The organism is Paraburkholderia sp. RL17-337-BIB-A (assembly GCF_046025895.1).
Classification (GTDB): Bacteria; Pseudomonadota; Gammaproteobacteria; order Burkholderiales; family Burkholderiaceae; genus Paraburkholderia; species Paraburkholderia fungorum_C.
Genome location: NZ_JARESY010000003.1, coordinates 1391870 through 1416840, shown reverse-complemented (window position 1 = coordinate 1416840; position 24971 = coordinate 1391870). Strand labels below are relative to the sequence as shown.

Annotated in this window: 21 protein-coding genes and 4 pseudogenes; 19 read left to right on the top strand and 6 right to left on the bottom strand. The window is 61.0% G+C overall.

All coding sequences use genetic code 11. The features are described from left to right. The first annotated feature begins 183 nt into the window (after positions 1 to 183). Both P0D84_RS44880 and P0D84_RS44875 read left to right on the top strand, forming a co-directional pair. Positions 184 to 381: a heavy-metal-associated domain-containing protein gene (locus tag P0D84_RS44880; protein WP_408349541.1), complete on the top strand. Its 198-nt coding sequence runs from the start codon at positions 184 to 186 to the stop codon at positions 379 to 381. Between the two features lie 72 nt (positions 382 to 453). Continuing rightward, a complete protein-coding gene (locus tag P0D84_RS44875; RefSeq protein ID WP_408349538.1) occupies positions 454 to 1947 on the top strand; it encodes a multicopper oxidase family protein in 1494 nt (497 codons plus the stop codon). A 190-nt stretch (positions 1948 to 2137) separates the two neighbouring features. Here P0D84_RS44875 and P0D84_RS44870 read toward each other — a convergent pair whose 3' ends face one another. Further along, entirely contained in the window at positions 2138 to 3583 is a 1446-nt protein-coding gene (locus P0D84_RS44870) for an IS5 family transposase (protein ID WP_408333720.1), read from the bottom strand. A 208-nt stretch (positions 3584 to 3791) separates the two neighbouring features. Between P0D84_RS44870 and P0D84_RS44865 the strand changes: the two genes are divergently transcribed. The 12 genes and pseudogenes from P0D84_RS44865 (at position 3792) to P0D84_RS44810 (ending at position 15959) form a co-directional block, all read left to right on the top strand. Beyond that, positions 3792 to 5444, top strand: a complete 1653-nt coding sequence (locus P0D84_RS44865) for a sigma-54 interaction domain-containing protein (protein ID WP_408349535.1) — start codon at positions 3792 to 3794, stop codon at positions 5442 to 5444. 321 nt (positions 5445 to 5765) lie between these two features. Beyond that, a complete protein-coding gene (locus P0D84_RS44860; protein ID WP_408349871.1) occupies positions 5766 to 6251 on the top strand; it encodes an OsmC family protein in 486 nt (161 codons plus the stop codon). Between the two features lie 63 nt (positions 6252 to 6314). Further along, positions 6315 to 7457, top strand: a complete 1143-nt coding sequence (locus tag P0D84_RS44855) for an acyl-CoA dehydrogenase family protein (RefSeq protein WP_408349532.1) — start codon at positions 6315 to 6317, stop codon at positions 7455 to 7457. Continuing rightward, positions 7454 to 8899, top strand: coding sequence for an FAD-dependent oxidoreductase (locus tag P0D84_RS44850; protein ID WP_408349529.1), 1446 nt, complete (start codon positions 7454 to 7456; stop codon positions 8897 to 8899). Before P0D84_RS44855 ends, P0D84_RS44850 begins: the two co-directional genes overlap by 4 nt. A 26-nt stretch (positions 8900 to 8925) precedes the next feature. After that, the gene (locus P0D84_RS44845) at positions 8926 to 10332 is read left to right on the top strand and encodes a CmpA/NrtA family ABC transporter substrate-binding protein (RefSeq protein ID WP_408349526.1); all 1407 of its coding nucleotides are present in this window, start codon (positions 8926 to 8928) and stop codon (positions 10330 to 10332) included. Between the two features lie 16 nt (positions 10333 to 10348). Further along, positions 10349 to 11272: an ABC transporter permease gene (locus P0D84_RS44840; protein ID WP_408349523.1), complete on the top strand. Its 924-nt coding sequence runs from the start codon at positions 10349 to 10351 to the stop codon at positions 11270 to 11272. After that, positions 11262 to 12212 (top strand): ABC transporter ATP-binding protein, encoded by a 951-nt coding sequence (locus P0D84_RS44835; RefSeq protein WP_408349520.1) that lies wholly within the window; start codon positions 11262 to 11264, stop codon positions 12210 to 12212. The genes P0D84_RS44840 and P0D84_RS44835 overlap by 11 nt, the downstream gene beginning before the upstream one ends. A gap of 22 nt (positions 12213 to 12234) precedes the next feature. Continuing rightward, positions 12235 to 12684: a cyanase gene (gene cynS / locus P0D84_RS44830; protein WP_179740621.1), complete on the top strand. Its 450-nt coding sequence runs from the start codon at positions 12235 to 12237 to the stop codon at positions 12682 to 12684. 86 nt (positions 12685 to 12770) lie between these two features. Further along, positions 12771 to 13661, top strand: a complete 891-nt coding sequence (locus P0D84_RS44825) for an MBL fold metallo-hydrolase (protein ID WP_408349515.1) — start codon at positions 12771 to 12773, stop codon at positions 13659 to 13661. 13 nt (positions 13662 to 13674) lie between these two features. Further along, positions 13675 to 14480: pseudogene (locus tag P0D84_RS44820) on the top strand (sulfite exporter TauE/SafE family protein). A 424-nt stretch (positions 14481 to 14904) separates the two neighbouring features. After that, complete coding sequence (locus tag P0D84_RS44815) at positions 14905 to 15393, top strand: DsrE family protein (protein ID WP_408349512.1); 489 nt, start codon at positions 14905 to 14907, stop codon at positions 15391 to 15393. A gap of 224 nt (positions 15394 to 15617) precedes the next feature. After that, positions 15618 to 15959, top strand: coding sequence for a TQO small subunit DoxA domain-containing protein (locus tag P0D84_RS44810; RefSeq protein WP_408349509.1), 342 nt, complete (start codon positions 15618 to 15620; stop codon positions 15957 to 15959). 344 nt (positions 15960 to 16303) lie between these two features. Here P0D84_RS44810 and P0D84_RS44805 read toward each other — a convergent pair whose 3' ends face one another. The 3 genes from P0D84_RS44805 to P0D84_RS44795 form a co-directional block, all read right to left on the bottom strand. Further along, entirely contained in the window at positions 16304 to 16561 is a 258-nt protein-coding gene (locus tag P0D84_RS44805) for an aldo/keto reductase (RefSeq protein WP_408349507.1), read from the bottom strand. After that, positions 16558 to 16746, bottom strand: coding sequence for a hypothetical protein (locus P0D84_RS44800; protein WP_408349504.1), 189 nt, complete (start codon positions 16744 to 16746; stop codon positions 16558 to 16560). The genes P0D84_RS44805 and P0D84_RS44800 overlap by 4 nt, the downstream gene beginning before the upstream one ends. A gap of 107 nt (positions 16747 to 16853) precedes the next feature. Then, entirely contained in the window at positions 16854 to 17867 is a 1014-nt protein-coding gene (locus P0D84_RS44795) for an aldo/keto reductase (protein ID WP_408349501.1), read from the bottom strand. 245 nt (positions 17868 to 18112) lie between these two features. On the opposite strand from P0D84_RS44795, the gene P0D84_RS44790 reads away from it, so the two are divergent. Together P0D84_RS44790 and P0D84_RS44785 are read left to right on the top strand one after the other, a co-directional pair. Beyond that, positions 18113 to 19015, top strand: a complete 903-nt coding sequence (locus P0D84_RS44790) for an AraC family transcriptional regulator (protein WP_408349498.1) — start codon at positions 18113 to 18115, stop codon at positions 19013 to 19015. 361 nt (positions 19016 to 19376) lie between these two features. Continuing rightward, a pseudogene (locus P0D84_RS44785) lies at positions 19377 to 19777 on the top strand (DUF2968 domain-containing protein); the annotation flags it as partial. 485 nt (positions 19778 to 20262) lie between these two features. Here the strand turns inward: P0D84_RS44785 and P0D84_RS44780 are convergent. Beyond that, positions 20263 to 21219: a carotenoid biosynthesis protein gene (locus P0D84_RS44780; protein WP_408349495.1), complete on the bottom strand. Its 957-nt coding sequence runs from the start codon at positions 21217 to 21219 to the stop codon at positions 20263 to 20265. A gap of 157 nt (positions 21220 to 21376) precedes the next feature. On the opposite strand from P0D84_RS44780, the pseudogene P0D84_RS44775 reads away from it, so the two are divergent. From P0D84_RS44775 to P0D84_RS44765, 3 genes and pseudogenes are all read left to right on the top strand, one after another. Then, a pseudogene (locus tag P0D84_RS44775) lies at positions 21377 to 21619 on the top strand (IS6 family transposase); the annotation flags it as partial. A 965-nt stretch (positions 21620 to 22584) separates the two neighbouring features. Further along, positions 22585 to 23565, top strand: a complete 981-nt coding sequence (ltrA, locus tag P0D84_RS44770; RefSeq protein WP_507028559.1) for a group II intron reverse transcriptase/maturase — start codon at positions 22585 to 22587, stop codon at positions 23563 to 23565. Next, a pseudogene (locus P0D84_RS44765) lies at positions 23495 to 23701 on the top strand (IS6 family transposase); the annotation flags it as partial. The gene ltrA and the pseudogene P0D84_RS44765, both read left to right, overlap by 71 nt. A 53-nt stretch (positions 23702 to 23754) precedes the next feature. Here the strand turns inward: P0D84_RS44765 and P0D84_RS44760 are convergent. Then, positions 23755 to 24486 (bottom strand): IS6 family transposase, encoded by a 732-nt coding sequence (locus P0D84_RS44760; protein ID WP_408349492.1) that lies wholly within the window; start codon positions 24484 to 24486, stop codon positions 23755 to 23757. Positions 24487 to 24971 lie beyond the last annotated feature (485 nt).

Here is a 24971-nt window from a genome sequence, read left to right as displayed (position 1 = left end):
AACAAGAGAGCCCAAGAAGTGCAGTCACGCGCACCTACCGCGCGGAGGACTGTCGCGGCGACGCGCGTGCGGAATGCCCAATTCTGAAAGAACTGGTCGGCCAAAAATTAGCCAAAACGCTTGACCTTCCAACGGTTGGAATGTCGAAACTGAACTTGCTCACTACAACATGGAGTTTTCAAAATGGAACTGGAAGTCAAAGACATGACCTGCGGGCATTGCGCGGGCGTCATCACGAAGGCGGTCAAGGAAGTCGATGCGCAGGCGAACGTCGACATCAATGTCGAAGACAGGGCGGTGCGTATCGAATCCGCCTATGGTGCGGCGGCCTTTTTGGTGGCCATCGAGGATGCGGGGTACACCCCAACTGTCCGCGGATGAAAAGTCTGGACTCGTCTCATCGCGCCTCGTAGCAACCCTTCCAGGAAACACGGGAACAAAGGACAAACCCCAATGGTATTGTCTCGCCGAAAATTTTTAATGACCTCTGCTGTGGCCACGACCGCGGTGCTTGCGGGATCTACTGTATGGGGCGCCAGCAAATTATCGGCAATCGAAAGTGGAAAACGCGGTGGCACCTCGCGTCGTCTGCTCGTCGAGACGCGTTCAATCGACGTCAACGGCCGTGCCGCCACGATGTTCGGGCTGCGTCAGCCTGACGGCACCCGGGGTCTTTTCCTGGATCCGGGTGAGCGCTTCCAGGTGGAACTGGTCAATGGCCTGAAAGAGCCGACCATCGTCCACTGGCACGGACAGGTGCCACCACCCGATCAGGACGGAGTCAGCCAGTTCGGCGTGCCGGAACTTCAACCGGGCGAACGTCGGGCATACGATTTTGCGGCGCGTCCGGGCACCTACTGGATGCATTCCCACCATGGCTTTCAGGAGCAACAGCTCCTTGCCGCTCCGTTGGTCGTGCGGACAGCTGACGATGTCCGGGCAGACGTCCAGGAGGTGACGGTCTTCCTCGAGGACTTCCTTTTTCGCGACCCGTCGGAGGTCATGGCGAAGCTACAAGGCGGCGGGACACGCGGCATGAAAGCCATCGCAGCATCGAGCTCTCGCGCAAGCGCTCAGGGCATGATCAAGATGGCGGACATGCACGGCATGGCCGTCATGCCAGAACCCATGCCGATGAGCATGGACCAGAATGATGTCGATTTCGATGCCTATCTGGCCAACGATCGAACGCTTCGCGATCCGGAAATTGTCCGCGTCGAGCGAGGTGCAAGAGTTCGCCTTCGCATCATCAACGGCGCGTCATCGACGAATTTTCACATCGACCTTGGCCAATTGGAGGGCACGGTCGTTGCGGTCGATGGCAACGCCACACAGCCTCGTCGCGCGAGCCGCCTGCAACTGGCAATGGCTCAGCGAATGGACATTCTGGTGGAACTGCCCAATGAGGCTGGCGTATGGCCGATTTTCGCCGTACGGGAAGGCGATCGGCAGCGAACGGGGATCATGCTTGCTGCTCACGGCGCAAACGTCGGAAAGGTCGCCTCCACAGCCTCGGAAAAGTTCGGTGCGATCGGCTTTGATCAGGAGATGCGCTTGTCTGCAGCGGGACCTTTGGCGCCCCGTCCCATCGATGCGCAATTCATGCTGATGCTAACCGGGTCAATGCATCCCTATGTGTGGGGATTCAACGGCAAGGGCTGGGGCGATCGCGATGTTGTCAAAGTCCGGTCCGGCCAGCGAGTAGGTATGACCTTTCTCAACACGACGATGATGTCTCACCCCATCCATCTGCATGGCCACCACTTTCAGGTGGTAGCGCTTAACGATAAGGCCTTCTCTGGCGCGATGCGCGACACGGTGATAGTCCCCCCGATGGCGAAGGTGACGGTGGTGTTCGATGCGAACAACGCAGGACGGTGGCTAATGCATTGCCACAATCTCTATCACATGCAGGCGGGCATGATCACGGAAGTCGCGTACGTTTGACGGTCCAACCTGAAGGGTTCAATCCAGGTTCAGCGAGGCGAAGTGGTCTGATCTGAGCGGCTACGGATTCATAAATAGTCGGTCCTGAAAAATTCAGTTTGCGCATCAGCGCGTCTCCATGGGGCCAAAGAGGCCACAGTCTCCGTCTGCGCGGCGAGGCAGTGGAACGCCTGGATGTCAACGAAGGGGATCAGTGCCTTTGCAGACGGTTCCAGCAAGCCGGTGCTGGCGTGAGCGTGACAGTGACGAGCCACTGCAGCGTCGTGAGGATAAAAAATGCGGGCGCCAGGCGCAGACGAACGATTGCGCGCAGCAACCATCGCAGGTTGTACCCCGCAGCACACAGTATCGCGTGTAGCGCATCGCCAGCCTGCCCTTTAAGCCAGCAACGCCGCATGCCGTGATCATGCTTCACATGGCCGATGATCGGTTCGATCGCCTGCCGCCGCTTTAGCCAGCGTCGCTGCGTGCTCGTCAGGCTCTTGTGTTTACCGCGATGAATAAGTTGTACTGACGATACCTCATTATCGACCCCACGATACCCGAGATCGACCAGCACGGTCTTCGGTTGCGGCGTACCGGGCAGATCCTGCAACAGGATGGTGCTCTGTTCAAGTTGTTCTGCCAGCGTGTGGCCGTCGTATGGGTTGCCCGCGAACGTGCGCGCACCAACGATCAGCCCTTGTTTTTCCGTGATCGCAAGGCTTACCTTGACGCCGAACTCGTAGGGCTGGCGCGCCTTGCCTTTACCGATGCACTCGACTTCGGGCGCGTGCAGGGCGTAAAGCTTGTTTTTGTCCTTTGGACGTTGGCAGCAAATACGCCACGCCCGCTCCAGCCACACGCGCAGTTGTGCCTTGCGTTCGTCTGAGGCTCCAGAGAGCTTGCGTTCGATGTCGCGCAGTAGCCGTCCCAATACGGTGCGCTGACGTTTGAGTACACGCCGCAGTCGCCTGAACTGCTTCGCATGCGCATAGCCGCCGGCGCGGCGACGCAGCCGTTTGCCTTCACGTTCGTACGTCTGCTTCAATACAAGACCAGCGCGTTGCGCAAGTTGCACGAGTCTGGCCCGCGCCACCTCCAGCAGACGGCCGTCAGTCGGATACGCAATGGCCTTCTCCTGGACCGTCGTATCAACAATCACGCGCTCGAATTCGGCCGGCTTCACCGCCTTCATCTGCACCGCCGCCGTGATCGTCGTCGCGAGCAGCTCCTCGACACCGCCTTCGCCCAGCGCCTGCCGGAAACGCACCAGATTGGTCGGGTCGCATGGCAGATGTGGCTGAAAGTACTCCTCACCACAGAAGAACTGAAAGTACACGTCCTGCGCCCAGCGCTCGCACACCGATTCATCGCTCTCGTTATAAGTGTGCTTCAAATACAGCAGCCCGACCATCAGCCGCACTGGCAGGCGCGGACGTCCGGCCGCACTAACGCCACCGGCCAGTTCCTTAGAACTCACACCAAACAGGTCCGCCGCTTCGCTTAACCGGCCATCGCGTGAGCGCCGCACAAACAGGGGCGCGAGCCTCGCTTCGATGGCAGCCCACGGCATCCTCGTGGCCAGCACCGCAAGTGGGTGGCGCAGATCAATCATCGCGTCCAGACGGCTACGAAAAAAATCCGGTGTGCTCATCGGCCAAAACTCCCAGAATTTTTATCTCTTCGATAATCTTCCTGGGAGCCAGGTTATCCGAAAACCAACTGCTACGCCAGGCCAGACGGTGCTTCACAGGTTTTTGCAGATCCGACTAAATAGGGGCAAGATTAATCGGATGGCGACTGCGGACTTTTTTGTGTTCTGAAATAATAGGCCTCGCTCACGACCGAGTCGGTCTACTCTCATGCAAACACGATCTGACGCCTCAGCCGACAGCGCATCCGCCGGCTACTGGCGCGAACACGAAATGCTGCTATTGCAGCAGGTGATGGCGCTTGTCGGCAAAAGCCTGTCCCCCGCGCCTGCGCTGCGCGAAATGCTGCATCTGATGTCCGAGCTGCTCGGCCTGAACCGCGGCCGCATTGTGCTCGCGGACGAAACGCGTCGAAGCGGGCGCATCCGGTACGCGTACGGACTGACCCCTGAGGAAATTGGCCGGGGTGTGTATGCGTACGGTGAAGGCATCACCGGGCGCGCGCTGCAACACGGCCAGCTGACGATCATCCAGGACATCGACCGCGAACCGGATTTTCTGGCGCGTGCGGTTGAACGCTCACGATTGCCGGACGGCCCGGTCTCGTTCATCGCGCTGCCGATCGTCGTCGAACGGCGGACGGTCGGCGTTCTTGCGTGTCACCGCATTCGCCACCGCTCGCGTATGCTGGCCGACGACATCACGGTGCTGCGTATTCTCGCGACACTGACGGGGCAGTTGCTGCAGCTGGAAGCCGGCCTCGAGGAAAAAACCCGCGCGCTCGAAGAGCAGAACGCAGTGCTCGCGCGGGCCCTCGAATCGGCGGCCGCCCGCTACGGAATCGTCGGCACCTCGCCGCCTTTGCTGCGCGCGATCTCGGAACTGGAGCGCGTATCGGATTCCGCCGCGAGCGTGTTGTTGCTCGGCGAGTCAGGCACTGGCAAGGAGCTGTTTGCAAGAGCCTTGCATCTGGCGAGTTCGCGGCGCGACCGTGCTTTCATCAAGATCAACTGCGCGGCGATACCGGATACGCTGTTCGAGTCCGAGCTGTTCGGGTACGAACGCGGCGCATTCACGGGCGCGAACAGCATGCGCGCGGGCTGGTTCGAGCAGGCTAGCAAAGGGACGCTGTTTCTCGACGAGATCGGCGAGCTGCCGCTGATGATGCAGGCCAAGCTACTGCGCACGCTGCAGGAAGGGACCATTACGCGTCTCGGTGGCAAGGCGGAGATCCAGGTCGACGTGCGGCTCGTCGCGGCCACCAATTGCGATTTGCGACGCGGTGTGGCGCAGGGCACCTTCCGCCAGGACCTGTACTACCGGCTCAATGTGATTCCGATTCACCTGCCGTCGCTCGCTGAACGCCGCCAGGACATTCGCGTTCTCGCGCTGCATTTCATCAGTCATACGAATCAACTCAACCAGCGCAACGTCAATCTCACCGCGGCCGCGCTGGATCGGCTCGAAGAGTATTCGTGGCCGGGCAATATCCGCGAGCTGACCAATTTCATCGAGCGGGTCGTGTTGCTGGCGGATAAGCCGCTGCTCGATGCAGCGGATATTGGCTGGCTGTTGCCGTCGGGCGCGGCGGATGAACCTGTTGTTGCGCCCGCGTCTGCACAACGGGCGGCCGCCGTCCGTGGACAGGGCGGGGCGCTGGACGCTTCATCGCATGATCCGGTGAGCCACAGTGGACCGCTGCCGATGCGGCCCTACCGCCGTGTCGGTTCGCACCCGGCGCAGGCGCTTGTCGACGCGCTCGAACAGTGCGGGGGAAACAAATCGCGCGCCGCGCAACAGTTGGGCATGACACCGCGCCAGTTCAGTTATCGCTGGCAAAAACTTGGTCTGCCGAATGACTGACGGCCGGGCCGGCCGCGCATCACAGAGTAAACATTGTCGACAATGTCGACAATGTCGGTTCACCGCTTGATTGAGAATGCGTCGCGCCGAACCCGAGCGGCGCTTCTTGTCTGGCCCAAAGCCCCGCCAGCAAAGCAGTTTGGCGATATGCAGTGTAACTGGCACGCGTGTTGCCTTAAGTGATGTGCCGGCGCCGCTCCACCTCTCGGTGCGACGCCCGCGCCTTCACCATCCACGCACCAGGAGCGTCACTTGAGCACTGTCACCGATAATCCCACGACTATTTCCACCTACCTGCGCCCGATCGATCGCGATGGACTGATGGCCTTCGCCGAAAAGGGGCGCAATAACCCGGGGTCGCGCGGCAAGAACAACGTGCACACGGTCATGCAAGGTCAGTACCGCTCGTTGAGCTATGTCGGCAACCATACGCCCGTCGTAGTCGATGAGCCGCTGCATCTGTTCGGCGAAGACACGGCACCGGCGCCGGGCGAGATCGCGCTGTCCGGTCTCGGCGGCTGCCTCGCGGTCGGCATCACAGCCGTCGCTACGTGGAAGCAGATCAAGCTGTCGAAGCTCGAAGTGTTCCTCGAAGCGGATATCGGCAATCCGGCTGCATGGGGCGCAGGTGGCGCCGAGATGGAATCCCCGCAGATGGGTTTCCAGGCGATCCGCGTGAAGATCGTGATCGAAGGAGATGCGACGCGCGAGGAGCTCGATGAGATCGTCCGTCATGCTAACTACTTCTCGCCGGTTGCAAACTCAATGCGCAATCCGATTCCCATGACTGTCGCGCTCGCCGACTGACGCGCCGCTTCGCTCGTCCGCGCCGCGCGTAGCGGCTGCCCCAGGTACCCGAAGGAAACCAACATGGAACACGCATTGGTAGCAGAAGAGTCCGGTGTCGACACCTGGTGTGACGAGGCGGTGCTGGCGCGCGTGGCCGCGATCGCTCGCGGTCCGCTCGCGGCAGCCGCGCCACGGATCGACGGCGAAGGGGTCTACCCGCTCGACATCATGGGCGAGCTGGGTTCGGCCGGCGCGCTCGGCGTTCACCTCGACCGCTACGGCGCGCGCTTCGGACTGTCGCTCGCCGCGATGCAGGAAGCGAGCCGCGCGTGTGGCTCGACCGGCTTCCTGATGTGGGCCCACGATGTCTGCGGGTTGTACATGGAACAGTCCGGCAACCCGTATCTAGGCGGCGCGCGGCTCGACGCGCATGCCCGCGGCCAGACGTTCGGCGGCACCGCGCTGTCGAATCCGATGAAAGCGTTCTCAGGTATCGAGCCGATGATGTTCCGTGCCACGCCTACGCCAGGCGGCTATCTGATCAACGGCACGCTGCCGTGGGTCAGTCACATCGGCCTCGGCCAGTATTGCGGCGCGATCGCCGCGGTGCATCGCGATGACGGTTCAGTCTCGCACGAGGTGATGTTCCTGCTGAGCTGCGACGCGCGCGTCGAGTTGCGCCACTGCCCGGTGTTCTCCGGCATGGAAGGCACCAGCACGTGGGGCGTCAAGCTCACCAACTATTTCGTCGGCGAAGCCGACCTGATTGCCGATCCGGCGCGGCCTTTCGTCGCGCGGATCAAGGCGGCGTTCATCCTGCTGCAGGTCGGCATGGCGCTGGGCGTTGCACAAGGCGGTATCGATTCATGTCTCGAAGTCGAGCCGGTACTCGGTCACGTGAACCGCTTCCTGCACGACCGGCCAGACGAACTGACCGCCGAACTCGACGAAGCGGTGAGCGCGACGCAGCGACTTGCGCGCACCGCCTACGACGGCAGCACCGACTATCTGCTGGAAGTGCTCGATTTGCGCACACGCGGCGCGGAGCTCGCGTTGCGTGCAGCGCAGGCGTCGCTGCTGCATCAGGGCGCGCGCGGCTATTTGATGAGCGCCGCGCCGCAGCGGCGGATTCGCGAGTCGCACTTCGTGGCGATCGTGACGCCTGCCATCAAGCATCTGCGTTGGGAAATGGCCCGTCTTTCCGCCGAGGAGCTCCCAGCATGAGGGTCCTGATTGCCGACTGGAAGAAGTACATCTGCCGCGCGTGCGGCGTGATCTATGACGAAGAACTGGGGGACCCGGATAGCGGCATTGCGGCCGGCACGCGCTTCGACGCGATCCCCGACGACTGGGAGTGCCCGCTATGTGGGGTAACAAAAACGGATTTCGTGCTTTACGAGCCGGTTGTGGCCGGTGCAGCGGCGTGCGCGCCGGCGCAGGGCGCGTCGTCGCGCACCCCTGGGGTAATCGTGGTCGGCGGCGGCACGGCGGGTTGGGCAGCCGTCGAAGCAGTCCGGGCGCTGGATCCGGACATCCCGATCACGTTGGTGAGCGCCTGCTCGGCGGACCGTTACCGCAAGCCGGAACTGTCGGTTTCGTTGAGCGAGAAACGCACACCGGAGCGGCTCGTATTCGAGACCGGCCCGGCCGCCGCAACGCGCCTCGGCGTACGGCTGGTCGCCCATACCTACGCGATCGGGTTGTCGCCGGCGCTGCATCAACTGCGCACGACGGCGGGCACGTTCCGTTACCGGCAACTGATTCTCGCCCAGGGGGCGCGGCCCGTGGTGCCGTCCGGCTTGCCGCGCGAGCTGTGCTGGCGTGTCAACGATCTGTCGATGTGGAGCAGCATGCAGCGCCGGCTGACGGCGAGCCCGGCGCGCGTAGCGGTGATCGGCGCGGGGCTGATCGGCTGCGAGCTGGCGGAGGACCTGGCACGGGCGGGACATACGGTCACCGTGCTGGATGTGAGCGACAGGCCCCTCGCGGCGTTGTTGCCGGCGCCGGCCTCGCGCCGTCTGCTCGCCAGCTGGACGCAGCTCGGCATCCACTTTCTGCCCGGCCGCAGCGTGAGCATCGAGGAGCGGCGTGGGATCGACGCGTGCGCCACACAGCGGACGAGTAATGCGAGTAATGCGAGTAACGCGAGGACGGCAAGCGGCGGTGTCGCCGAGGTCAGCGCCACGCGGAGCGAAAAGGTGATCACGACGCAGCACGGCGAGCGGATTGTCGCCGATCTCGTGCTGTGCGCGGCGGGGCTCGCCACCGAAGGGCGCCTCGCAAGAATGGCAGGACTCGAATTCGCGCGCGGCATCGTGGTGGACAGCCGCACGTTGCAGACCAGCGTGCCGGATATCTACGCACTCGGCGACTGCATCAGCTTCGCCGGTGAGCCGTGCCGCTTCATCGAGCCGATTGCCGCGCAGGCCGAAGCGATCGCACATGCGGTGACCGGCTTCGAACACGCAGGCTATCGCCACCAGTCGCCCGTGATCCGCGTGAAGACGCGTTCGACGCCGATCGTCGTGCGCGGACTGCCTTCGCGCGAACTGGACTGGCAGATCGTCGAAGAAGACGACGGACACCTCGCGATGGCGCAGTACCGTGACGGCGACATCGTTTCGTCGTTGACGGTCGGCAGCCGGCGCGTCGAGCTCGCGACCTGAACCCACCCTCACGCATCGGACACCACATGAGTAACCGCTATCAACCGTTCGATCCCGGCAGCACGCTGGGAGGCTGCTCATGCGGCCGCCATGCCGACCAGGCCGCGCACCGCGCCGCCACTACGGGCGCCGCGCACGACGCGCATGACGGCGGTAGCGCGGACAGTGAAGCCGCGTGGTGCGACGCCGTCGAAGCCGCGGCCGTACGCGCACTCTTTCCGCGCAACGCGACGCGGCGTGCCTTTATCCGTGCGGTCGGCAAGAGCACGGCCATCGCCGCCGTGTACAGCGTGCTGCCGATCGCGTCGCTCCAGCAGGCTTTCGCAGCAACGAAAGCCACGCAGCTCGAAAAGCGCGACCTCAACGTCGGCTTTCTGCCGATCACCTGCGCCACGCCGCTGATCGCCGCAGAACCGCTCGGCTTTTACAAGGAGGAAGGGCTGAACGTCACGCTGAACAAGTTGGGCGGCTGGGCGCTGGTGCGCGACCGGATGCTGAATCGCGAACTCGACGCATCGCACATGCTCGCGCCGATGCCGCTCGCGATTTCGCTTGGCGTCGGTTCGCAGCCCACGCCGACGCGCGTCGCGACGATCCAGAACGTGAACGGCCAGGCCATCGTGCTGGCGCTCAAACACAAGGACAACCGCGACCCGCGCAACTGGAAAGGATTCCGCTTCGCGATTCCGTTCGACTATTCGATGCACAGCTTTCTGCTGCGCTATTACCTCGCGGAGCACGGCATCGATCCGGATCGCGATGTGCAACTGCGTGTGACACCGCCCGCGGAGATGATCGCGAACCTGCGCGCGGGCAACATCGACGGATTTCTGGGACCCGATCCGTTTAACCAGCGCGCGGTATTCGACGAGGTCGGTTTCATTCATATTCTGTCGAAGGACATCTGGGCGGGGCACCCCTGCTGCTCGTTCAGTGTGCCCGATGCGTTCGTGCGGCAGAACCCGAACGCGTTCGCCGCGCTGCTGCGTGCGAATCTGCGCGCGTCCGCCTATGCGAGCGACCCTGCGCATCGCGCCGGGTTGTCGAAAATGATTGCCGCTCCTGCCTATCTGAATCAGCCCGAGCTGGTGATCCGGCAGGTGCTGACCGGCACCTATGCGGACGGCATTGGTCACGTGCACCGCGTCGCGGACCGAATCGATTTCCAGCCGCTGCCGTGGTATTCGATGGCGACATGGATGATGACGCAGATGAAGCGTTGGGGCTATCTGAAGGGCGGCGTTGACTATCGTTCGCTCGCGCAGCAGGTATTCCTGCTGACCGACGCGCGCAACGCGATGAAGCAGCTTGGTGAGACACCACCCGATATCGCGGACAACGGCGGCAACCAGCCGATCACGGTGATGGGTCGAACTTTCGACGCGAACCGACCCGACGCTTACCTCAATGGCTTTGCCATCAAACGTGCCTGAACGCAGGGGAAACTGAATGACTCCAATTCGACGATTCACGTTGAGAGGCAAGGCGGCGCTTTGCTCGCTTGTATTGCTTGCGCTGCTGCTGGTCATCTGGCAGGCCGCGACGCTGCCGAACACGCCCGCCGCGACAGCTGCGGCGACAGCATCGAAAGCCACGAGTGCCGAGGCCGCCGAGGCTGCGGAGTATGCAGTGCTGATGGGCAAGGCGCCCGATCCGGGTGCTGACGGCGCTGCGGCGGATTCGATAAAGGTCACCGGCTTCCCATCGCCCGCCGAGTTCGCGCACGAGGCCGCACGCCAGCTCGCGCATCCGTTCCGCGACAACGGACCGAACGACAAGGGCGTCGGCATCCAGCTCGGCTATTCGCTCGTGCGGGTCGCGGCCGGTTACGCGATTGCGCTGCTGGTTGCGGTGCCGCTCGGTTTTGTGATCGGCATGTCACGGCTTGCGTTCCTCGCCTTCAATCCGTTCATCCAGGTGCTGAAGCCGATTTCGCCGCTCGCCTGGATGCCGATCGCGTTGTACACGATCAAGAGTTCGTCGGCCTCGGCGGTATTCGTGATCTTCATCTGCTCGGTGTGGCCCATGCTCGTCAATACCGCGTTCGGCGTCGCTGGGGTGCGGCGTGACTGGCTCAACGTGGCGCGCACGCTTGAAGTGCCTCCATTGCGCCGCGCGCTGTGGGTCGTGCTGCCCGCGGCGGCGCCCACCATCGTCACCGGCATGCGGATTTCGATGGGCATCGCGTGGCTCGTGATCGTCGCGGCCGAAATGCTGGTCGGCGGCACCGGCATCGGCTACTTCCTGTGGAACCAATGGAACAACCTGTCACTGGCGAGCGTGTTGTTCTCGGTATTGCTCATCGGTCTGGTCGGCATGACACTCGACCTGCTGTTCGCCCAACTTCAGCGCAAGGTGACCTATGTCGACTAAGTCCAATGCCCAGACGTCCGGCGTGGCGAGTTTCGTGAGCGTCGAAGGATTGACCAAGCGCTATCGCGACGACCTGCCGCCGGTGTTCGAAAACGTCAGCTTCAAGATCGAGCAGGGCGAATTCATTTGCGTAATCGGCCATTCCGGCTGTGGCAAAAGCACCATCCTGAACGTGCTGGCCGGTCTCGAGCAGCCCAGCGAGGGGCACGTGATCGTGCGCAATCGCGAAATTTCCGGACCTGGGCTCGATCGCGGCGTGGTGTTCCAGAACCATGCGCTGCTGCCGTGGATGACCGTGGAAGGCAACATCGCGTTCGCGGTGCGCTCGCGCTATCCGGACTGGACACGCGAGAAGATCGCCGGGCACGGCAAACGCTTCATCGAGATGGTCGGCCTGAAGGGCGCCGAAAAGAAGAAGCCGTCGGAGTTGTCTGGCGGAATGAAGCAGCGCGTCGGCATCGCGCGGGCGTTTGCGATCGAGCCGCGCATGCTGCTGCTCGACGAGCCGTTCGGCGCCCTCGACGCGTTGACGCGCGGTGTGATCCAGGATGAATTGCTGAAAATCTGCACCGCGACGCAGCAGACCGTATTCATGATCACGCACGACGTCGACGAAGCGATTCTGCTGTCGAACAAGATCATGCTGATGAGCAACGGGCCGCGTGCCCGGATCGCCGAGATCGTCGTCAACACGCTGCCGGCTAACCGTCAGCGCGAGACCATGCACCATGACCCGCAGTTTTATCGAATCCGCAATTATCTGGTCGACTTTCTGGTGCGGCGTTCGAAAGAACTGAGTACCACCCACAGCGACCGGCCCGATACCGGGCGCGTAGCCGCCGCCACAACGCGGCTCGTCTATCCCGGGCTCGATGACGGCGCAGCCGCGCCGGCCGCGGTCGCGCGGGCTGCCGGACCCAATCTCAAGGCGATTGCCTGATCTTTTACCCAAGGAGCTACCCATGATTTCCAGCCGCAATGAAGTAACGCAGATGATCGTTTCCGCCAAGGTCGCGAAGGGCCTGAAGTGGAGTGAGATTGCCGGCAAGATCGGCCAGAGCAAGGAGTGGACGACGGCCGCGTGCCTCGGCCAGATGACCTTCAGCAAGCAGCAGGCCGAGATTGCCGGCGAGATTTTCGGGCTGCCGGACGAGGCCGTCGCGTGGTTGCAGATCGTCCCGTACAAGGGTTCGCTCGAGACTGCGGTGCCGACCGATCCGTTGATCTACCGCTGGTACGAAATCGTCAGCGTGTACGGAACCACGATCAAGGAACTGATTCACGAAGAGTTCGGCGACGGCATCATGAGCGCGATCGATTTTTCGATGGATATCCAGCGTGAGGCCGATCCGAAAGGCGACCGCGTCAAGGTGCTGCTGTCTGGCAAGTTCCTGCCGTACAAATCGTATTAACCGCGCGCGCTTTTCCTGGCTTCATCGGGACATGACTGCAGCGCGGCGTTACTTCGCGAAATCGATCGCCCGGAATGTTTGAGGAGATGACGTTGACTACCGCAAGCCCCATGCTGGTCGAAGGCTTCTTCGAACCCGGTACCTCGACGATTAGTTACCTGTTGCTGGATGTCCGCACGCGCGACTGTGCACTGATCGACAGCGTCCTTGACTACGACCCGAAGTCCGGTCGTACCGGCACGACGACGGCCGACAGGCTCGTCTCTCGCGTCCATGAGCTTGGCGCGAACGTCCAGTGGCTTCTCGAAACCCACGTGCATGCCGACCATCTGTCCGCCGCGCCCTACCTCAAGGAAAGACTCGGCGGAAAGATTGCGATCGGCGAGCAGGTGACGCGCGTGCAAGACGTGTTCGGCAAGCTGTTCAACGCAGGCTCGCTATTCGCGCACGATGGCAGCCAGTTCGATCACCTGCTCTCCGACGGCGAGTGTTTCGCCGTCGGAGCGTTGCAGGCGCGCGCCATCCATACGCCGGGCCATACGCCGGCCTGCATGACCTATGTGGTCAGCGACGGCGCGCAGAGCGTCGCCTTTGTCGGGGACACCCTGTTCATGCCCGACTACGGTACCGCGCGCTGCGACTTTCCCGGCGGCGACGCCCGTACGCTTTACCGGTCAATCAACAAGGTGTTGAGCCTGCCGGCGGACACGAAGCTGTACATGTGCCACGACTACCAGCCGGGCGGGAGGCCTTTGCAGTTTGTCAGCACGGTAGCCGAGGAACGCGAACACAACGTCCATGTACGCAACGGTATCGGTGAGGACGCCTTCGTTGCGATGCGTACCGCGCGCGATGCGACACTCAACATGCCGGTGCTGATGCTGCCGTCAGTGCAGGTCAACATGCGCGCGGGACATATGCCCGATCCGGAAGATAACGGCGTGCTGTATCTCAAGATTCCCCTCAACGCAATCTGAGCGTGTGTTTGTCATGCTAACTTCACTTATCCTTGGCGCCATCGTTGGCGCGGTGCTCGGCCTGACCGGCGCGGGTGGCGGCATACTGGCCGTTCCGGCGCTGGTGGCCGGCATGGGCTGGCCGATGCAGCAGGCGACGCCGGTCGCGCTGGTCGCCGTGGCCGGCAGCGCCGCTATCGGCGCGCTTGAAGCATTCCGGCAGCGGCTCGTCCGCTACCGCGCCGCGCTATTCATGGCCGCAGCTGGCGTGCCACTTACCTTGCTCGGTGTGCGCCTCGCGCATGCGTTACCACAACGCGTGCTATTGGCGCTGTTTGCCACCGTCATGCTGGGGTGGCTGGACGGCTGTTATCACAGGCTTTGCGGCGGGGGCGACCGGATCGCGTGGACTCACGGTTTCGCGTTGGCCGTATCAATCCCGACACCGGGCGGCTGATCTGGTCATGGACCACTGGGGCCGCACTTGCGGCAACCGGCGCGTTGACCGGGCTGATGACGGGGCTGCTCGGGGTGGGAGGCGGTTTCATCATCGTGCCAATGCTGCGCAAGCTGACCAACGTGTCGATGCACGGCATCGTCGCTACGTCGCTGATGGTGATAGCGCTGGTCGGCAGCGGCGGTGTCGTCGCGACGGTCCTGCACGGCGCGCCGTTGCCGCTCGACCCGACGCTGTGGTTCAGCCTGGCGACGGCCGCCGGCATGGTGACCGGGCGGCTGGTCTCGCACCGTCTCTCCGCGCTGCATGTCCAAGTGGGTTTCGCGGGCGTGTTGATCTGCGTGGCGCTTGGGATGATGGCGAAGGCCGGGCTAGGTGGGTGACTCGCGTTGGCCACACTTTGGCGCAAGTGACATACAAAGGCTCTTAAGACACCTGGCTCAAGGAAGCGAGATCCCGGGATGAGTGAGTTCAGGAGCACAGGGCCGCGCTGGCCAGTCTGTGCTTCGATTCGGGCTTACTCGGGCGCCTTGCACGGCATGTGCGTCGTCAATGCGGATCACGTTAGCGCCGATATATGCACGATCGAGATACCGGCGGCTTACATGCGGGCTCATTGTCATCCTGCCGCCCCGCCTGCCGACTTGCGCCATCACCGGATCCGTCTATCTATATCGGGGGTGCACCATTCCTGATTCCCACCATTGTGCAACTCTAGTGAAACCGCAATCAATCATGTACAAAGCTAAAACTTTCGTAGCTACCGCAGCGCTCGCTGCTGCTTCATTATCCGCCCACGCAGGAACGATGGATTCACCCGACTTCTGGACGACACCGACGGTTCACGACTACGGCAAGATTCACTTTCTTCCGAACGGCGCGTTCAAGCCGCAGCCGGGTCACACGTACAAGGTGGTCTTCTCTTTGACGCAGGGCGCGAAGTACCCCAAAGAGGTGAGTCCAGCGCTTGATCACGTGGCGCGCGCGGTGAATCTTTACGTGGCATCGGGCGTGCCGTTGAGCAGGCTTAAATTCGTCGCGGTCGCTTCTGGCTCGGCTACGGCGTTGGTGCTCGACAATGCGCACTACCGCGCGCAATTCGGCGTGCCCAACCCCAATCTGCCGTTGATTGCGGTCCTCAAGAAGGACGGCATCACGATCGCGGTCTGTGGCCAGGCCATGGCAGAACATCACTTCGAGTATGACTGGATCGACCCCAGAGTAACCCTTTCGTTGTCGGCACTGACCACCGTGACTACGCTGCAGCAGTCGGGTTATGCACTAATGCCGCTCTAACCACACATCGTGTGGGAAGTACCAAAGGGGCAAGCACATCGTTCGATGTCGCTGCTCCCTGAATCCTGCGCCCCGGCATCCCCGCGAATCTTGCGTCGAAGATTGACACCGTACCAATCCCCGACGGCACGTGCGTGCCGCGGACTGTCTCCATCCAACAATCTGGAAATGCATTGAGATGGCAACCCTCCCCATAGACGCGACGACTGTCGGCGCCCCGCGTAATGACGCATCCCGGAACTGGCGACTGGCTGGTATCGCGCTGCTTGCCACACGTTTTATCCAAGGGTTTATCTATTGGGGCGGTGGGCCCGGACCGGACGGTTATCGAGCACTGGGATGCTTCTGCGCTGTCAAAATTGCCTAAAGATGCGTTCGCCAATGACTTCGCCTACAACCAGTTTGCAGCCGGTCCTTACGGCATTCGTGCGTCAATGGGTGCGGCGGCAACGGTCACCCTACCGGTCGTCCCTCATACCAGCGTGCCGCCAGGGATGCCCGTTACTTTGCGGCTGACCGACGTTGATGGACGATCGTTCGCGACCCGACTGGAAAGGATTCGTTGAACAATCCGGCACGGAATTTTCGGGCGAAGCCGCGCTGACGATATCTTTGGTGGAACCGCGTTCAACCGTGTACTCAAGAAATGAGCGACGAAGAGATTTTCCAGGCCGTGACAAAGTACGGCGACCAAATGCCGCATCTTGGAAGCGTTGAATGGTCGTTTGTTGACCACGCCAAGGTTGTTGTGCTCGTGCGTTCATGTATCGCGCGTGATCGCGAATTGCGCCTAACTGACCAACGGAAAATGAGATCACAGGTGCAACGTTAGCTCGCCTGGTTCGATTGACATCGGGCTCGCGGTGCGAGCCGAGGATACTCGCGGACAGCCTGCGATATTTGTCGGCCATTACATCCCGATTGTGTCTTCGACGGGTACTATGGGGTCGATGCAGTACAGAGAGACAAGATCGATGTAATCGGTATTCAAACGCCGAAGCGACCCCTCCACCGCTGCATGTATATGAGCCAAATTTCCGCTGACGACAGGCTTACCGTCGATCATGGCGAGCGTGCCCTCAGCGTTAAACTTGCATCCGACCTTGGTAGCAAGAACGATTTTGTCGCGTTTGCCCGCGAAGGTTTCGCCACGCAGCTCCCCGGTCATGAAAGTTTCATAGACCTCTGCAGTACCAAAAGCGTCACGACGAGTTCGAGCGGGCGCGCCAGCGTCGGAAGTTTTTCCTGCTCATTGTGCTCATTGCTCGGTACGTATGTCGTGCTCATCGCAATACAACCCCATCCATGGGCGCTCACGACTAAACCTTGGCTGCCGAGCTTGACGCGTCTCATCCGCCATCTCCTATATTGAAAATAAGATGGAAGCCAGAGGCATGTGATACAGGACGGGACACGCTCTCTTTGGGCGGCGTGTTGATAATGTCGACATACCGAAGAACTCAATAGCGTGTACCGCTTTCCTCTAGCATCGGAATTGCTTTTGTCTTTATGCCGTCGACGGTCGCTCCCGCGAATGCAAGGCTCGGCGCCAGGTCGCGGTTGTTGTCTGCCGGGAAATTGAGGATGGGCTTGGATACCGCATCGAGGCGAGCGATCTGGTCGCTGCTGAGCACCACGTCGATTCCGTCCAGGTTGGCCTTGAGCTGATCGAGTCGCCTTGCGCCAATGAGTGTAGAGGCGACGCCCGGACGGCTGTGGACCCATGCCAACGCCACCGCCGCGGTGTTGGTGCCAACCTCGGCCGCGACTTCGTTCACCACGTCAACAATGGCGTACTCGCTTTCGGTCAGGCCGGTAGTCGAGTTCGTGCGGTCGGACTTCTGAGAGCCTGCATTGGCTCGCGTGTACTTACCGGAAAGCTTGCCGCCGCGTAGTGGCCCCCACGGCATTACGCCGAGGCCAAGTTCCTGCGCCATTGGGACCAATTCCCCTTCGACCGTTCGCGCAAGTAGGGAGTATTCAGCCTGCAACGCAATCGCTGGGGCATAGCCCCGAAAGTGCGCAATCGTTTGCGCTTGCGCCGCCTTCCACGCCGGCAGGTCGGACAAGCCGAGATACCTCACCTTGCCGGAAGCAACGAGGTCATCCATCGCGCGAAGGGTCTCCTCGATCGGAGCCGTGCGATCCCAGTTGTGCAGCCAGTAGAGGTCGATGTAATCGGTTTGCAGGCGGCGCAGCGATTCCTCGCACTGCTTGACGATCGCCTTGCGACCGGCGCCGCCGCCATTGGGATTGCCGATGTCGAGATTGCCGAAGAACTTGGTGGCTAGCACGATACGGTCACGCAGGGCGGGGCGCACGGACAGGAAATCGCCGATGATCTTTTCCGAATGGCCGTTCGTATAGATATTCGCAGTGTCAATGAAATTGCCACCACGTTCGGCGTATTCGGTCAGAATCGCCTCGGAGTCGGCGACGCTTGCGCCCCAGCCCCATTCCTCTCCGAAGGTCATGGTGCCCAAGCAAAAAGGACTGACTCGCAAACCAGACCGTCCGAGGGAAATATAAGAATTGAGTGACATGCAAGCTCCTGGTACACGCGGAAGTTTTCTCATGCTGTATCAGACCAGATGGAGGCAAACCGGTGGTAGAACGAAGCTGGCAATCTCTTGCACGATCTTGTCAATGACGATAGTTTGCTACACTTCCCTCCATTACATCCAATCAACGATCCATTAGGGAACCGCCGATGTCCCCTATGCAAGAACTTCGGACGCTGATCGCTCGCCATGCAGGAACGAAGCGGCCAGCAACGGTACATACGCACATTCCGGGACTCGTCGTGTCAGCATCGTATGAGCCAACCGAGCCCATTCATCACGTCTTCGAACCGGTTTTCGTGCTTGTCGCGCAAGGCTCCAAGAACGTCATGCTTGGCGACACGGCCTTCAAGTACGGGTCTGGTGAATACCTGGTCGTTTCCGTGGACCTGCCGATTTCCAGCCATGTTGAATCCGCGAGTACAGACAAGCCATGCCAGTCTGTTGGCCTGATGCTGAAACCCGCCACCGTCGCAACCTTGTTGCTGGAGATTGCAGGAAACGCGCCGAGCATTCCAGAGTCGAACCTCCCAGGGCTGGGAGTCAGCAAAGCCCCCGGGGAGTTACTTGATGCGGTCTTGCGTTTGCTGCGCCTTCTCGATCGCCCAAAGGACGCATTGGTTCTTGTTCCGTCAGTCGAACGGGAACTCTTGTGGTGGCTACTGAGTGGTCCGCAAGGCGGCATGGTTCGTCAGATAGGATTGGCGGACAGCCGGCTATCGCAGATCGGTCACACGATCCGCTGGATTCAAGCCAGCTACTCGGAGACGCTGCGAATTGAAAAACTGGCAGAGATGGCGCGGATGAGTGTTTCCACGTTCCATCGGCACTTTCGTGCAATCACCACCATGACGCCGGTCCAGTACCAGAAACAGGTGCGGCTTCAAGAGGCGCGCGTGCGCTTACTTTCGCAGCAGGAAGATGTCGCAGCAGTGGGTTTCTCAGTCGGCTACAACAGCCCTTCTCAGTTTAGTCGGGAATACAGTCGCTTTTATGGCGTCTCCCCTGGCCGGGACGCTATTCGCTTAAGAGAAGCTGCAATCCGAACGACCAGCTCTTAATCCTTTACCGGCTTCTTTGTTGCCGGTTCCGCGCTGTGGCCCGCCCACGATGCACGGGTGCGTGTCGTGGTGTGGTACTGCTCGGGCCCATTTGACGGACAACCGTCACGACTTGGCCTTGCCGCGCTCAAGCTTGGTTTTGCCGGACCATGGTGCGTTTGGTTTTGGGCGACCTATCGGAACGGCTTGTTACCGCCGCGCAAGCCTGCTGATTAGCCTCAGGTAAAAGCGGCCCCGACGCGTAATCTCCACGAACCGCGCCGAATGGAAGCGCTTCAGACGATGGTCAATTCAGGGATGAAAGCTACTGAATCGTTGCCGCCGCTCAGCCGGGTATCGGCCCTCGTGGTCATGGGAACTTTACGGAAAGGAACTGACCTACTACGTCGCGCTGTCCGAGCAGAACAACTTCTGGCGTATGATCAAGACGCAGGACGAAACGCGTGCCGAGCTGATCTACACGGACTTCGTGCGCCAGACCGTGCAGTTGTCCGATGCCGAAATCCGCCGCACGCGGCACGAGGCGCAAGGCGTTCGCCGAGCGGATGATTGCGCTGTCGCAGGATCGGGCGAACCGCCTGCAGGCCGACATCGATGTAGCGAGTCGGCAGCAGACGATCGTCGCCAACCAGCAGCAGACGCGTGCCGAAGCCACGGCGCTAGCAACAGAAGGCCGCCGCGCAGGCTGAGTTGCGGGCCGCACAGCGGCAGGTGAGCGAACTCCAGAGTCAGCTGGAAAGTGGCTTGGCGGGCTCACACTGATCTTCAGCGGGCGCCTGTAGGAACACGACCCCGTCCGATTCGCCGCGCGGGGTCTTGTTCGTGGGTTGACGCCTCGGGCGTCATTCGCGTGGCGAGAGACCGCGAATCTCCCTGACAATACTGGCGCTGTGCGTGGAAGCACCTCGCGCATCACCACCGCGAAGCCGAGACCTGGCTCGCCGGCACGGGCGACCTCGATGACCACATTGAGCACGAGCCGTGGCAGACCAGATCAATGCCCGTAGCTCGTCACCAACAATCGGCGTGTCCATCCACTTAGTTCCTGTTGTTCAGATGGCCCACGTTAAAAGCTTGCCCACGTTAAAAGCTTGCCGAAAAGGTTAGCAGCCCCCTCTGGGTCTTTTTAAATGGTCTCTGATACTACGGGCCGCTTGCCTCCATGTCTTCGGAAAACAGCTCGGCCGCGCGTTGCGACATGTTCGCCATGATCCTGAAATCGCCGATCACCATCCCGAAACGACCGGTCACGTTTGTCTGAAATGCGCAGCGCGACTTGCTGCCGGCGACATGACCGACTGCGCGATCGAAACCTCCGGGGCGGTACGGATTGAGGCCGATTCACTCAATTCAGGTTTCATGGCGCGTTTGCGGGCGAGCCCGATACATGCCAGAAGAGTGGCAAATCCCATCGTAAAGACATCGACGACGCGCAGTTCAGGCACGATCTGCACGACGAGGTGATCTACCGCGACCATGGCGTAGCACATCACGGGCAACGCGTCGAAGCAGCGCGTATCTCCAGTGCTTACCGAAGCGGGGCGAATGTATCGGGAAGTAATGCCGAAGAGCAGGTACACGACGAATGTCGTTGCAAGCCAGCCCGCGTAGTTATGAACGGGAACCCCAAAATAGGCGCCGCCTGTTTCCCACACCCAGTTTCCTGCGCGGCTCATCCCGGGATCCATCACGGTGTCCCACGAAGTCATCACCACGGACGCTACGATCGAGCGGCTCAGGACGCATTCAGAGGCGTCCTGAGTTGCCGATCCCAGTAATGCCGAGGCGACTGCCCACGACGAATAGATCATCATGAACCATGCGAGAGGGATGATCACCGGAACTAGCCCGAGTTTGGGGCCCAGCATGTCGCTGTAGTGATAGTGGCCGTATACCCAGCCTGTCGAAACGCCGATTTCCTCGAGAATCCATGAAACGATAGCGGAAAGCGTAAAGAACACAAGCGTGCGGCGCTTACCCAGCGATGCGCAGCCATGTAACACTGCGAATCCGCTGAATATCAAGGTGTAGCCAACGTTTCCGAGCGAGGGGATCGGCCATCCGCTGAGGAATCGAAGCCAATCGGCAACGTGTCGAAGCGCAACGGCGACGAACAGCAGCACAGCTAACCGTGCGGCGATTGATGTTCCGATACTGGGTCTCGATGATAAGGTTTTTGAACTGTTAAGGGCTTGCGATTTCATAAAAGTCTGGATTTCACGAGTTTGGCTTCGTCGAGCAATGACTCATGTTTGGACGGATCGATGACGTGCACGGTCCCGGCCGTACGCGTGCCTATCTGGCGTCAATACCTGGGTATAGCGTTGTCAGGTTATTGGGCCGGTCACGTAAAATGGCATGATGAAAGAATCGAAATCGCCCTGTCACAGTCATCGTTTCCCAGCCGAGGTCATCAGTTGCATTGTGCGCTTGTATTGCCGCTTTCAGTTGAGCTTGCGCGACATCGAGGAACCGCTCATCGAGCGCCGTGTGACCATAACATACGAGACCATCCGGCGCTGGTGCGACCAGTTTGGTAAAGGCTTTGCTCACCGTGCAAAAGCGGCGCGACGCAAGCCGGGTAGCACGTGGCACCTCGACGAGAGTGCGTCACGAACACAGGCGAAAGCTTGTGGTGCTGTACTGAAGATGGGAGCAGGCCTCCCGGAGTCGGCCTGCAGGGGCAGGCTTCAAACCGCCCGGTGCTGCTGCGTTCAAAAGGCGTGGTGGTGAGCGACCGTGGAAAAGTCGTCCGAGAAGGATGGCAGGTATGTGTTGAGAAGATGAGCGAAAGCGAACCGTTCGATGACGCGTCGTTAATCCTTCAAAGCGCTGTCAAAACTGGGGTCATTTCGTCGCTCCAGGATCAGTCAGGAGGGGACCTGCTTACGGACCTGACGGCAGCCGGCGTAGAGGCGGCATGAGCTCAACACAGGCTTCGGTATGGAACGTGAGAACCTTGCTCCGGATGTAAAGGGAAATGACAAATGGGTGCGCCGGGAGACCGGCAAGGAGTAGATGGTGAAAGTCCATTACGATGAAGGTGTAGCGAACCACATCGGCCCCGAGCCGTGCGCAGGCGCCCGCGAGGGTGTCGGCGAAGCGTCGGTAGGGGAGCGTGCAGGCCAGCCATTGAGCCGCGATATCTTTAACGTCTCAGGTGCCGACGTCGTCCATTTGGCGGAAGGCAATACGGAGGGGCGCGCCATCGCAAGTGCCTCGACGACTTGGCGCGGTCGCAGACCCTGGCATGCACGGACGATCCTTGTGCGGGAACCGGGAGATCTCTCGTCTGGCCTGTCGCAGCACGGGCAGGTCCGCATCGGGAAGGCGAGGAGCCGTAGCCGATGATGGACGGACGTGAGAAGTCAGACTCCGCCGTAGTAGCGACGAAGCCTGCGAACAACGCCGGGAAACCGGCTGCGGAGTGGGTGGAGCCAAGGGCGGGGACCAAGGGGAGCACGGGTCAGTCCAACACGTGCCGGGCACAGAACCGGGAAAGCGTGTCACACGGGCTGGAACGTGTACGGCAGGGAGCAAGGCAGCGGAAGAAGGAGCGGTTCACTGCGTTGCTGCACCATGTCACTATCGACCGGCTGCGGGAGTCATTCCGTGCGCTTAAGCGCATGGCGGCTCCGGGTGTGGACGGTATGACATGGCAGTACTTCGAGGCGGCGCTGGAGGAGAATCTCCAGCGCCTGCACGCACAGGTACAGAGCAGCGCGTACCGGGCGTTGCCCGTTCGGCGGGAGTACATACCCAAGCCGGATGGCAAACAGCGCCCGCTGGGAATTGCCGCGCTGGAGGATAAAATCGTCCAGCGCGCGGTGGTTGAAGTTCTCAACGCTATCTACGAAGAAGATTTTCTTGGCTTCTCGTACGGGTTTCGGCCCGGGCGCAGTCAACATGATGCGATGGATGCGTTGTCAACCGCCATCGATCGCACCTCGGTGAACTGGATACTGGACGCCGATATTCGGAACTTCTTTGACGGACTGAGCCAGGAATGGCTAGTCCGTTTTCTGGAGAACCGGATCGGCGATCAGCGCATCATCCGCCTTGTGCGCAAGTGGCTCAAGGCGGGCGTTCTGGAGGCTGGAGAGCTTAGCGTCAGTGAAACCGGTACACCGCAAGGGGCAGTGGCCTCGCCGCTGCTCGCGAACGTGTACCTGCACTACGTGTTTGATCTCTGGGCGCAGCAGTGGCGACGGCGAGAAGCCAAAGGCAACGTAATCATCTCGCGGTACGCGGATGATATCGTGGTCGGTTTCGAACACGAAGCAGACGCGAGGCGCTTCTGGGACGCGATGCGAGCGAGGTTGGCGAAGTTCGAGCTTGCGCTGCACCCGGACAAGACGAGACTGCTGGAGTTTGGGCGCTATGCAGGGCTCTGTCAGGTTGATGCTGAGGCGGCGGTAGAATGCCGTGATGAAGAAGAGAAAATCCCTTTATCACGGCCACCGCTTCCCCGCCGGCGTCATCAGCTGCGCGGTTCGCTGGTATTTCCGGTTCAGCCTGAGCCTGCGCGACATCGAGGAATTGTTGCTTGAGCGTGGTGTCGTGGTCACGTACGAAACGATTCGTTGCTGGTGCGACAAGTTCGGCGCTGGATTCGCTCAGTGCGCGAAGGCGGTGCGGCGCAAGCCTGGCAGCACATGGCATCTGGACGAAATGTTCGTGAGGCTTTGTCAAGTTGACGAGCGTAGGCTGTATGGCTCGCTTAAACATAGGTATCCTTATCAGAAAACCTCCTCGACTGCGACATTGGCGCTCCAACCATGCCAGGTGGCGAGGCGTTCCTTGAGTATGACACGATGACATGCCGCGTTCATCTGATGTCTGGGCAACGCGAAGTGCTGACGGATCGGGCCGAAACATGAGAGAAACGCCTGAGTGCGGTGCGCATCGCGAAAGCCGCACATCTGGCGTTCGCGCCTGCGGGTCGGCTGGTGGCTATTCTCGGCGCGGTTATTCACGCGCGCAGCCGCTTTGACAAATACGTGTTTCACTTGGGCAAGTTCGGGAATCTCGGCTTTTGCCGCCGGGTAACTGCGCAACTGGTCCGTAACGATCCTACGCGGCACCGGGTTCGAACGCAGCACCCGCCGGAAAAAGCGCTTTGCCGCGGCCTTGTCGCGCCGCTTTTGCACCAGCACGTCCAGTTCGGCGCCGTGTTCGTCGACCGCACGCCACAACAGATACGGCTCGCCGCGCAGCGTCACGAACATCTCGTCAAGGTGCCAGGTGCTACCCTGCTTGCGCCGCACCGCCTTGGCGCGCTGGGCGAACCCGGTGCCGAATTTGTTGCACCAGCAACGTATGGTTTCGTATGTGATCACGACGCCACGCTCCAGTAACAACTCTTCGATGTCGCGCAGGCTCAGGCTGAACCGAAAATACCAGCGAACGGCGCAGCTGATGACGACAGCAGGGAAGCGGTGGCCGTGATAAAGCGATTTCGTCTTCTTCATTGCTTCATTCTACCGCCGCCGGTCCGCTAACCTGACAGCGCCGTTGATACGCTTCCCACACCGTGCGCTTTGCAATGCAATACGGTTTTGTTGATGTCATGTCACTCATCCCCGCAACACAGGTTGGTGACACCCGTCAACGGGATAACGCTGCCCCTTCGCTCCACCCTCATTACAAGAGCTTCAACACTACTACGAGCAGCTCCGCCCCTCACTCCGGCATCGGTATTCTTCCTCATGGCCGCCTATACACCGACTGCCGACGGGCCCGTAAGCAGGTGTCGTCCCGACTGATCCCGGAGGTACCTGACGCCCCCGGTTTTGACAGCACTTTAGAAACTAACGATGCGTCATCGGACGGTTTGCTTTCGCTCATCTTCTCAACACGTACCTGACATCTTATCGATGCCTTTTCCACAGTCGCTCACGACCACGTCTTTTGGGCGCAGCCGCACTGGGCGGTTTGAAATCTGCTCCTGCAAGCT

What these genes read in the sequence shown, in the direction of transcription:
- cynS (WP_179740621.1), top strand. Translation starts at nt 12,235, where the DNA reads ATGATTTCCAGCCGCAATGAAGTAACGCAGATGATCGTTTCCGCCAAG.
- P0D84_RS44815 (WP_408349512.1), top strand. Translation starts at nt 14,905, where the DNA reads ATGGATTCACCCGACTTCTGGACGACACCGACGGTTCACGACTACGGC.
- P0D84_RS44810 (WP_408349509.1), top strand. Translation starts at nt 15,618, where the DNA reads ATGACGCATCCCGGAACTGGCGACTGGCTGGTATCGCGCTGCTTGCCA.
- P0D84_RS44795 (WP_408349501.1), bottom strand. Translation starts at nt 17,867, where the DNA reads ATGACCTTCGGAGAGGAATGGGGCTGGGGCGCAAGCGTCGCCGACTCC.
- P0D84_RS44880 (WP_408349541.1), top strand. Translation starts at nt 184, where the DNA reads ATGGAACTGGAAGTCAAAGACATGACCTGCGGGCATTGCGCGGGCGTC.
- P0D84_RS44845 (WP_408349526.1), top strand. Translation starts at nt 8,926, where the DNA reads ATGAGTAACCGCTATCAACCGTTCGATCCCGGCAGCACGCTGGGAGGC.
- P0D84_RS44875 (WP_408349538.1), top strand. Translation starts at nt 454, where the DNA reads ATGGTATTGTCTCGCCGAAAATTTTTAATGACCTCTGCTGTGGCCACG.
- P0D84_RS44780 (WP_408349495.1), bottom strand. Translation starts at nt 21,219, where the DNA reads ATGAAATCGCAAGCCCTTAACAGTTCAAAAACCTTATCATCGAGACCC.
- P0D84_RS44835 (WP_408349520.1), top strand. Translation starts at nt 11,262, where the DNA reads ATGTCGACTAAGTCCAATGCCCAGACGTCCGGCGTGGCGAGTTTCGTG.
- P0D84_RS44790 (WP_408349498.1), top strand. Translation starts at nt 18,113, where the DNA reads ATGCAAGAACTTCGGACGCTGATCGCTCGCCATGCAGGAACGAAGCGG.
- P0D84_RS44870 (WP_408333720.1), bottom strand. Translation starts at nt 3,583, where the DNA reads ATGAGCACACCGGATTTTTTTCGTAGCCGTCTGGACGCGATGATTGAT.
- P0D84_RS44865 (WP_408349535.1), top strand. Translation starts at nt 3,792, where the DNA reads ATGCAAACACGATCTGACGCCTCAGCCGACAGCGCATCCGCCGGCTAC.
- P0D84_RS44800 (WP_408349504.1), bottom strand. Translation starts at nt 16,746, where the DNA reads ATGAGACGCGTCAAGCTCGGCAGCCAAGGTTTAGTCGTGAGCGCCCAT.
- P0D84_RS44825 (WP_408349515.1), top strand. Translation starts at nt 12,771, where the DNA reads ATGACGTTGACTACCGCAAGCCCCATGCTGGTCGAAGGCTTCTTCGAA.
- P0D84_RS44805 (WP_408349507.1), bottom strand. Translation starts at nt 16,561, where the DNA reads ATGACCGGGGAGCTGCGTGGCGAAACCTTCGCGGGCAAACGCGACAAA.
- P0D84_RS44860 (WP_408349871.1), top strand. Translation starts at nt 5,766, where the DNA reads ATGGCCTTCGCCGAAAAGGGGCGCAATAACCCGGGGTCGCGCGGCAAG.
- P0D84_RS44840 (WP_408349523.1), top strand. Translation starts at nt 10,349, where the DNA reads ATGACTCCAATTCGACGATTCACGTTGAGAGGCAAGGCGGCGCTTTGC.
- P0D84_RS44855 (WP_408349532.1), top strand. Translation starts at nt 6,315, where the DNA reads ATGGAACACGCATTGGTAGCAGAAGAGTCCGGTGTCGACACCTGGTGT.
- P0D84_RS44760 (WP_408349492.1), bottom strand. Translation starts at nt 24,486, where the DNA reads ATGAAGAAGACGAAATCGCTTTATCACGGCCACCGCTTCCCTGCTGTC.
- P0D84_RS44850 (WP_408349529.1), top strand. Translation starts at nt 7,454, where the DNA reads ATGAGGGTCCTGATTGCCGACTGGAAGAAGTACATCTGCCGCGCGTGC.